The 6,458-nt window shown below is 68.5% G+C and carries 7 protein-coding genes; 5 read left to right on the plus strand and 2 right to left on the minus strand.

Annotation, left to right across the window (positions count from 1 at the left end; translation table 11 throughout):
- Nucleotides 1–6: 6 nt before the first annotated feature.
- Both dapB and ACFTXQ_RS33425 read left to right on the plus strand, forming a co-directional pair.
- Nucleotides 7–759 carry a 4-hydroxy-tetrahydrodipicolinate reductase gene (gene dapB / locus ACFTXQ_RS33420; RefSeq protein ID WP_382648414.1) on the plus strand — a complete coding sequence of 251 codons (753 nt, stop codon included), beginning with the start codon at nucleotides 7–9 and terminating at the stop codon, nucleotides 757–759.
- A gap of 15 nt (nucleotides 760–774) precedes the next feature.
- Nucleotides 775–1,227, plus strand: a complete 453-nt coding sequence (locus ACFTXQ_RS33425) for a hypothetical protein (RefSeq protein ID WP_382648417.1) — start codon at nucleotides 775–777, stop codon at nucleotides 1,225–1,227.
- Nucleotides 1,228–1,283: 56 nt separating this feature from the next.
- Here ACFTXQ_RS33425 and ACFTXQ_RS33430 read toward each other — a convergent pair whose 3' ends face one another.
- Nucleotides 1,284–1,856 carry a PH domain-containing protein gene (locus ACFTXQ_RS33430; RefSeq protein WP_382648420.1) on the minus strand — a complete coding sequence of 191 codons (573 nt, stop codon included), beginning with the start codon at nucleotides 1,854–1,856 and terminating at the stop codon, nucleotides 1,284–1,286.
- A gap of 48 nt (nucleotides 1,857–1,904) precedes the next feature.
- Nucleotides 1,905–2,144 (minus strand): hypothetical protein, encoded by a 240-nt coding sequence (locus ACFTXQ_RS33435; RefSeq protein WP_382648423.1) that lies wholly within the window; start codon nucleotides 2,142–2,144, stop codon nucleotides 1,905–1,907.
- Between the two features lie 216 nt (nucleotides 2,145–2,360).
- Between ACFTXQ_RS33435 and thyX the strand changes: the two genes are divergently transcribed.
- The 3 genes from thyX to ACFTXQ_RS33450 all read left to right on the plus strand — a co-directional run bounded on the left by thyX (nucleotide 2,361) and on the right by ACFTXQ_RS33450 (nucleotide 6,002).
- Complete coding sequence (gene thyX / locus ACFTXQ_RS33440) at nucleotides 2,361–3,101, plus strand: FAD-dependent thymidylate synthase (protein ID WP_382648426.1); 741 nt, start codon at nucleotides 2,361–2,363, stop codon at nucleotides 3,099–3,101.
- Between the two features lie 201 nt (nucleotides 3,102–3,302).
- Nucleotides 3,303–4,202: a 4-hydroxy-tetrahydrodipicolinate synthase gene (gene dapA, locus ACFTXQ_RS33445; protein ID WP_382648429.1), complete on the plus strand. Its 900-nt coding sequence runs from the start codon at nucleotides 3,303–3,305 to the stop codon at nucleotides 4,200–4,202.
- Nucleotides 4,203–4,316: 114 nt separating this feature from the next.
- Entirely contained in the window at nucleotides 4,317–6,002 is a 1,686-nt protein-coding gene (locus ACFTXQ_RS33450) for a ribonuclease J (RefSeq protein ID WP_382648432.1), read from the plus strand.
- The last annotated feature ends 456 nt before the right edge of the window (nucleotides 6,003–6,458 follow it).

The raw sequence follows: 6,458 nt of genomic DNA on the forward strand, positions 1-6,458 counted from the left end.
AGCAACATGAGCAAGCTGCGCGTGGCAGTCCTCGGTGCTCAGGGCCGCATCGGCTCCGAGGCCGTCAAGGCGGTCGAGGCCGCCGACGACATGGAGCTGGTGGCGGCCCTCGGCCGCGGCGACAAGCTGGAGACGCTGGTCGACGCCGGCGCCCAGGTCGCGGTCGAGCTGACCACCCCCGCCTCGGTGATGGGGAACCTGGACTTCCTCGTCCGCCACGGCATCCACGGCGTGGTCGGCACCACGGGCTGGACCGAGGACCGCCTCGCCCAGCTGAACACCTGGCTCGCCGGGTCCCCGCAGACCGGTGTGCTCATCGCACCGAACTTCTCCATCGGCGCCGTCCTGACGATGAAGTTCGCCGCGCAGGCCGCCCGCTACTTCGAGTCCGTCGAGGTCGTCGAGCTGCACCACCCGAACAAGGTCGACGCGCCCTCCGGCACGGCGACCCGTACGGCGCAGCTCATCGCGGCCGCCCGCGCCGAGGCCGGCTGCGCCCCGCAGCCCGACGCCACCGCCACCGCCCTCGACGGCGCGCGCGGCGCGAACGTCGACGGCGTCCCGGTGCACGCGGTCCGCCTGCGCGGCCTGCTGGCCCATCAGGAGGTGCTCCTCGGCGCCGAGGGAGAGACCCTGACCATCCGTCACGACTCCCTGCACCACAGCAGCTTCATGCCGGGCATCCTGCTCGGCGCCCGCCGCGTGACGCAGACCCCGGGCCTCACCTTCGGCCTGGAAAACTTCCTCGACCTCGGCTGATGAGGCACTAGCACCATGCGCGCGAAGATCACGTACTTCCTCACCGCCGCCGTCCTGGTCGTCTACTTCGTCCTGGTCGGCAGCCGGGGCCTGCTGTTGATCCGGCACGGCACCTGGCTCACCGTCACCTTCGGCGTGGCCGTGCTGATCCTGCCGGTCATCGGCGTGTGGTTCCTGTGGAAGAACACGCGGTTCGTCACGAAGGCCAACCAGCTCGGTGCCGAACTGGAGCGTGAGGGCGGACTCCCCGTCGACGAACTCGAACGGGACCGCTACGGCCGGATCCTGCGGGACTCCGCCGACGAGGTCTTCGCGCGCCGCAAGGCCGAGACCGAGGACGCGCCGGGGGACTGGCGCACCTGGTTCCGCCTCGCGGTCGCCTACCACGACGCCCGCGACACCCCGCGGGCCCGCAAGGCCATGCAGCGGGCGATCGCCCTGCATGACAGGAAGCCCGTACAGGTCTGACACCTGTACGGGCTTCCCGTACGCACTGTTCGCGCCCGCGCGGCCCGGCCGACGGCTCAGGCGGGCACCGGCCGGTACTCCTCCGCCCACGCCCCGACCTCGTCGGCGGCCCGGTCGAAGGCCTCGGCCCGCGACAGGAAATCGGCGTTGTGGTCGGTCAGCAGCACCGGCAGCTCGGCGCTGCCGCGCCCGGCCACCGTCAGCGCCTGCCCCTGCACGGTCCGCGGCAGACCCAGCCAGCGCACCGGCTGCTGCACCGTACGGAGCTCGTCGATCTCGCTCCACGCGATCGAGCGGGTCCTGAAGAACCCCACCCGGCGCAGTCCCGCCCGGCTCACCCAGACGCCCGCACGCAGCAACTGCACGGCCGTCCCGACGACGGCGAGCGCGGCGATCAGGCAGATCACGGCCCCGCCCGCGGCGCCCGCGAAGGCCACGATCATCGTGGCGAGCAGCATGAAGGCGGAGAGCAGGAGCAGCAGGGCGGCCCCGGCCACCCGCCAGGGACCCGGCCGGTAGGGCCGGCGCCAGCGGTCGTGGTCGACGTGGGCCAGGGCCTCGTCACCGGCGCCGTCGCCGTCGTCATCCGCGTCGGACACACCGTCGGCCGTCAGGAAGGGCAGGGGCACGGCTGGACCTCACTCACATGCACGTTCGGTTGGGCTGTGACCGTGAGGCTACCGCCCCTCGGACGCCTCCGACTGCTGCGACTTCGCGGGCGCCTTCGCGGGCTCCAGCGCGGGCATGCCGAAGAGCAGCGAGCCGGCGAGCCCCGCGACCACGGTCAGGCCGACCAGACTACGGGCGGCGATCTGCGTCTTGCTCAGACTCTCGCGCGGCGGCGGAGTGACGTTGCTTCGGAAACGGTCGGCCTCGGCGACGAAGGCGAACGGGACGGGCTCGCGCCGGCGGAACATGAAGGGACGCTCCTCACTCTTCACGATCAGTGGTTGCCATCAGATAGGACGTGCGAGCCGCCCAATCGGTGCCGGATTTCGGGACATTAACCAAATTTTATGGCTGTGCGTCAGCTGTCCGGGGGCCCCGGCCGCTCCCGGAGCCTGCGTCGGGAGCCGCGGGGAGCGCCGTAGAGTGGGCGCGCCCCATGAGAGACCCGTTCGGAAGGACCCCCGGTGAGCGAGACCGCCGCTTCAGATCTGAAACCCAGCTTCCGCAGTGATGTGACGGTGGAGCTGGTGAAGCACTCCGCCGCCGACTCCGACGTGCTGTGGGCCGCCCGCGTCTCCACGGCGGGCGAGCAGTCGCTGGAGGAGCTGCAGAAGGACCCGGAGCGTTCCAAGGGCCTCATCAACTACCTGATGCGCGACCGCCACGGCAGCCCCTTCGAGCACAACTCGATGACCTTCTTCATCAGCGCCCCGATCTTCGTGTTCCGCGAGTTCATGCGGCACCGGGTCGGCTGGTCCTACAACGAGGAATCGGGCCGCTACAGGGAGCTGGAGCCGGTCTTCTACGTCCCGGACGCCGAGCGCAAGCTCGTCCAGGAGGGCCGCCCGGGCAAGTACGTGTTCGTCGAGGGCACCGAGGCGCAGCAGGAGCTGACCGGCCGCGTCATGGAGGACTCGTACCGCCAGGCCTACGAGGCGTACCAGGAGATGCTCGCCGCGGGCGTCGCCCGGGAGGTTGCCCGTTCGGTCCTGCCCGTCGGACTTTTCTCCTCGATGTACGCCACCTGCAACGCCCGCTCGCTGATGCACTTCCTCGGTCTCCGTACGCAGCACGAGCTCGCGACCGTCCCGTCCTTCCCGCAGCGGGAGATCGAGATGGTCGGCGAGAAGATGGAGCAGCATTGGGCGGAGCTCATGCCGCTCACGTACGCGGCCTACAACGCCAACGGTCGCGTTGCCCCGTAAGGGTCGATATGGCTGCAACGTACAGATGTACGGAGTCAAGTCCTAAGTGTCCGTATTGCGACGTTTCGTAAAGTTCATCTAGGCTGATCAAACGGACCCGGCACTGCTTGAACCCCCGAGCAGGCAGTGCCGGGCTCCAACACTCTGTTGACGGTCCCCCGAGGGGACACCGCGAGCATGGCAGCGAGTAGCGTGTTACCCATGGCTCCGATCTCGACTCCGCAGACCCCCTTCGGGCGGGTCCTCACCGCCATGATCACGCCCTTTGCGGCGGATGGCACTCTCGACCTCGACGGCGCGCAGCAGCTCGCCGTCCACCTGGTGGACGCAGGCAACGACGGCCTGATCATCAACGGCACCACCGGCGAGTCGCCGACCACCACCGACGCGGAGAAAAACGACCTCGTACGAGCCGTCCTCGAAGCCGTCGGAGACCGCGCCCACGTGGTCGCCGGCATCGGCACGAACGACACCCGCCACACCCTCGAGCTGGCCCGCCAGGCCGAGGCCACGGGCGCGCACGGTCTGCTGGCCGTGACCCCGTACTACAGCAAGCCGCCGCAGGAGGGCCTCTACCGGCACTTCACGGCGATCGCGGACGCCACCGGCCTGCCGGTCATGCTCTACGACATCCCCGGCCGCAGCGGTGTCCCGATCGAGACGGAAACCCTGGTCCGGCTGGCCGAGCACCCCCGTATCGTGGCCAACAAGGACGCCAAGGGCGACCTCGGCCGCGCCAGCTGGGCCATCGCGCGCAGCGGCCTGGCCTGGTACTCGGGCGACGACATGCTGAACCTGCCGCTCCTGTCGGTCGGCGCGGTCGGCTTCGTCTCCGTGGTCAGCCACGTGGTCACCCCCGACCTGCGCGCCATGCTGGAGGCGCACCTGGGCGGAGACGTCCAGAAGGCCGCCGAGATCCACCAGAAGCTGCTCCCGATCTTCACCGGCATGTTCCGCACCCAGGGCGTGATGACCACCAAGACCGCCCTGAACCTGCAGGGCCTGCCCGCAGGGCCGCTGCGGCTCCCGCTGATCGAGCTGTCCGACGAAGAGACGGCCCAGCTCAAGATCGATCTTGCCGCCGGCGGGGTACAGCTCTGACAACAGACTTCACAACTGAATAAGCATGATCGAAAAAGACAACAGCAAGTGCACGAATGACATGCGCGCCACGTGCCTTCCGAGGTACGTGGCGTGCGTGGTGAGGAGAGACTTTTGAGCCATCCGCATCCGGAACTCGGTCCGCCGCCCAAGCTGCCCAAGGGCGGCCTGCGCGTCACCCCCCTGGGTGGCCTCGGCGAGATCGGCCGCAACATGACCGTCTTCGAGTACGACGGCCGCCTGCTGATCGTCGACTGCGGTGTCCTCTTCCCCGAAGAGGAGCAGCCGGGCATCGACCTGATCCTGCCGGACTTCACGTCCATCCGGGACCGCCTCGACGACATCGACGGCATCGTGCTCACGCACGGCCACGAGGACCACATCGGCGCCGTCCCGTACCTCCTCCGGGAGAAGCCGGACATCCCGCTGATCGGCTCCAAGCTGACGCTGGCCCTCATCGAGGCGAAGCTCCAGGAGCACCGCATCCGCCCCTACACCCTCGAGGTGAAGGAAGGCGAGCGCGAGAACCTCGGCCCCTTCGACTGCGAGTTCATCGCCGTCAACCACTCCATCCCGGACGCGCTGGCCGTCGCGATCCGGACCGGCGCGGGCATGGTCGTCGCCACCGGCGACTTCAAGATGGACCAGCTCCCGCTGGACAAGCGCCTCACCGACCTGCACGCCTTCGCGCGTCTGAGCGAAGAGGGCATCGACCTCCTCCTCTCGGACTCGACGAACGCCGAGGTCCCGGGCTTCGTCCCGCCGGAGCGGGAGATCTCCACCGTCCTGCGGAACGTCTTCGCGAACGCCCACCACCGCATCATCGTGGCCAGCTTCGCCAGCCACGTGCACCGCATCCAGCAGATCCTCGACGCCGCCCACGAGTACGGCCGCCGGGTCGCCTTCGTCGGCCGCTCGATGGTCCGCAACATGGGCATCGCCCGGGACCTGGGCTACCTGAGGGTGCCGCCGGGCCTCGTCGTGGACGTCAAGACCCTCGACGACCTGCCGCCCCACGAGGTCGTCCTGGTCTGCACCGGTTCCCAGGGCGAGCCGATGGCGGCCCTGTCCCGCATGGCCAACCGCGACCACCAGATCCGGATCGTCCCGGGCGACACGGTGATCCTGGCGTCGTCCCTCATCCCGGGCAACGAGAACGCGGTCTACCGCGTGATCAACGGCCTGACCCGCTGGGGCGCCAACGTCGTGCACAAGGGCAACGCCAAGGTGCACGTTTCCGGCCACGCCTCCGCCGGCGAGCTGCTGTACTTCTACAACATCTGCAAGCCGCGGAACCTGATGCCGGTCCACGGCGAATGGCGTCACCTGCGCGCCAACGCCGAGCTCGGCGCCATGACGGGCGTCCCGAAGGACCGCATCGTCATCGCCGAGGACGGCGTGGTCGTCGACCTGATCGACGGCAAGGCCCGCATCTCCGGCAAGGTCCAGGCCGGCTACGTGTACGTGGACGGCCTCTCGGTCGGCGACGTCACCGAGGCCTCGCTCAAGGACCGCCGGATCCTCGGCGACGAGGGCATCATCTCGGTCTACGTCGTGGTGGACAGCACCACCGGCAAGGTCGTCAGCGGCCCGAACATCCAGGCCCGCGGCTCCGGCATCGAGGATTCCGCCTTCGGCCCGGTGGTCGCGAAGATCGAGGAGGCCATCGCACGCGCGGCCTCCGACGGCGTGGCGGAGCCGCACCAGATCCAGCAGCTCATCCGCCGCACGATGGGCAAGTGGGTCTCGGACAGCTACCGCCGCCGCCCGATGATCCTCCCGGTCGTCGTCGAGGTCTGACCCTCGCCGTAGCGACCTCACCGGAGCGGGGCAACCGGATTTGCATCCGGGGGCCCCGCTCCAGTACGTTTACGACTCCACCCCGCACGACACCCGGGCACACACGTGTGCCTGTACCTGTCACGCGGGCGGGTGGCAATCAGCACTCAGGAAGACCTGATAAAGTCTGATCCACCCGAAAGGGAAAGGCCCTCCGAAGGCCATCGGAATTCCAATCCAACCGGAAACGGCACGGAAAAGAATCTGATAGAGTCGGAATCGCCGGAAAGGGAAAACGCGAAAGCGAAGACCCCGGAAAGCAAGCGCGAAAGACTCTGATAGAGTCTGAAACGCAAGAACGAAAGCCCGGAGGAAAACCCGCGAGGGTGAGTACAAAGGAAGCGTCCGTTCCTTGAGAACTCAACAGCGTGCCAAAAATCAACGCCAGAAGTTGATACCCCGTCCACTTCGGTGGAT

Source organism: Streptomyces sp. NPDC057010 (assembly GCF_042673805.1).
Lineage (GTDB): Bacteria > Actinomycetota > Actinomycetes > Streptomycetales > Streptomycetaceae > Streptomyces.